Below are 2,201 nucleotides of genomic sequence, written 5' to 3'. Positions count from 1 at the left end.
CTTGAAGGCGCCGGTGCGCAGGAAATTGTCGGCGGTGGCGAGCGCGAACACGAAGCCCGAGCACACCGCCTGGAGGTCGAAGGCCGCGCCGTGGTTGATGCCGAGCGCGTTCTGCACGGCGACGGCGGTCGCGGGGAAGGTGTTGTCCGGCGTCGAGGTCGCCAGCACGATGAGGTCGATCGACTGCGCGTCGAGGCCGGCATCGCTGAGCGCGGCCTGCGCCGCCCTGATCGCCAGGTGCGAGGTGAACTCGCCTTCGGCCGCGATGTGCCGCTCGCGAATCCCGGTGCGCTGCACGATCCACTCGTCGGAGGTGTCGATACGCGCCGCCAATTGGGCGTTGGTCACCACCTGCTCCGGCAGATAGGAGCCGCAGCCCAGCACGACCGAACGAATTTGAGTCACGAAACAGCCTCCTGCGCGGCCTGCACGGAATTGAGTGCACCACCCTCGCGGTTGAGCATCTGATTGATCTTATTCAGGAGATCGTAGTGAGCCATCTCATAGCCAACATCGATCGCAGAGGCAAAGCCTTCGGCGCCGGTTCCGCCATGGCTCTTGACCACAATCCCGTTCAATCCCAGGAAAACGCCGCCATTGGACTTGTTCGGGTCCATCTTGTCGCGCAGGGCCTGGAAGGCGCCGCGCGCAAAGAGATAGCCAAGCTTGGACAGCCAGCTCCGTTTCATCTCATTGCGGAGTAATTCGGCCATCTGCCGTGCGGTTCCCTCGGCGGCCTTGAGCGCGATGTTGCCGCTGAAACCTTCGGTGACGATGACGTCCGCCACCCCCTTGCCGATGCCGTCACCCTCGACGAAGCCGACGTAGTCGAGCTCCGGCAGGTTCCTGATGCGCAGGATTTCGCCGGCCTCGCGAATCTCCTCGTGCCCCTTGATTTCCTCGGTCCCGATGTTGAGCAGGCCGAGCGTGGGGCGCGGCTTGTTGAACAGCACACTCGCCATCGCGGCGCCCATAACGGCGAGTGACACCAGATGGTGCGCGTCGCCGCCGATGCTGGCGCCGAGGTCGAGCACCACGGACTCGCCGCGCCTGGTCGGCCATATGCCCGTAATCGCCGGGCGATCGATCCCCTTCAGCGTGCGCAGGTGGAAACGCGACATCGCCATCAGCGCGCCTGTGTTGCCGGCGGAGACAGCGACATCCGCCTCCCCCTTCTTCACCGCGTCGATGGCAAGCCACATCGAGGACGTCCTGCGGCCGCGCCGCAGCGCCTGGCTCGGCTTGTCCGAACCACTGACTGCAACGTCGGTATGGATGATCTTCGAGGCGGCCTTGAGCTGGGGGTGCCGGTCGAGCTCAGGCTCGATCTTGGCGCGGTCCCCGACCAGCAGGAACTCGGTTTCGCGATGCCTGCCAAGCGAGATGGCCGCGCCCGGAATGACCACGGCGGCGCCGGCGTCGCCCCCCATGGCGTCAAGCGCAATGCGAACCTTGCTTGGCATAAAAGTCCTGGAAAACCTGGTCTGGTGCGGTCTTGAACCGAGCGGGGCCGCAGAATGGGTTCGCCATGACATGGCGACCGGTCAGGCGCCACGCCGCGCCCGGACCGGGGCGCGACAATAGCGTTTTGTTATCCCGAAACAACCTCTTGCCCCCAGCCTTTTGCATCCGGGTCGATCCGGGGGCGAACAAAGGAATGCTCAGGAAATACATAAAAAGATCAAAGGGATAAATCAGCCTCCCAAACCATTCCCGCAATTTCCTCAAGCCCTCTGGCAAGTGGCCTTTACGGGGAATGCCCAGCTATTTGCCTTTCTTCCTGCCCTTCTTGGTGTTGTCCTGGAGCGCCTTGAGCGCCGCGAAGGGATGGTCTTCCGGATCAGGCGCCGTGATCTCGGCCTCGAACACGGCCCCCTCCTTGCGCGGATAGGGGTCAACCGCCAGGAACAGGGCATCGGTGGCGATCCGGCCGAGGTCGATGATGCCATTGGTGATCGGCTCCGGCGGATCGATCACCTCCGGCGGCTCCTCATCGTCCTGCCCCTCCTCGATCAGGTCGGCCATCTTCCGAACCTCGGCCTCGGGAGCGAACACCAGGTCCACCTCCTCCTCAATCTCGCTCTCGATGGGATCGAGCGTGACCACGCAGGTCTGGCCGATCCGGGCCCGGACGGTGCCGGTCACCTGGACCCGGCCGCCGCTCTTGGGCACGACGTCAAGGTCGGCCTGGGCGGACAGCA

At 64.5% G+C, this 2,201-nt stretch carries 2 protein-coding genes and 1 pseudogene; all 3 read right to left on the bottom strand.

The features are described from left to right. Nucleotides 1-405: pseudogene (locus tag MOV75_RS35375) on the bottom strand (3-oxoacyl-ACP synthase); the annotation flags it as partial. Beyond that, complete coding sequence (gene plsX, locus MOV75_RS35370) at nt 402-1,463, bottom strand: phosphate acyltransferase PlsX (protein ID WP_246932101.1); 1,062 nt, start codon at nt 1,461-1,463, stop codon at nt 402-404. The gene plsX and the pseudogene MOV75_RS35375, both read right to left, overlap by 4 nt. Before the next feature lie 301 nt (nt 1,464-1,764). After that, nucleotides 1,765-2,201: DUF177 domain-containing protein (locus MOV75_RS35365; protein WP_247007661.1), on the bottom strand; the 437-nt coding region annotated here is incomplete at its 5' end.

It is taken from the genome of Bradyrhizobium sp. PRIMUS42 (genome assembly GCF_023006515.1).
Classification (GTDB): domain Bacteria; phylum Pseudomonadota; class Alphaproteobacteria; order Rhizobiales; family Xanthobacteraceae; genus Bradyrhizobium.
This window is presented reverse-complemented; position numbering and strand designations above follow the sequence as displayed.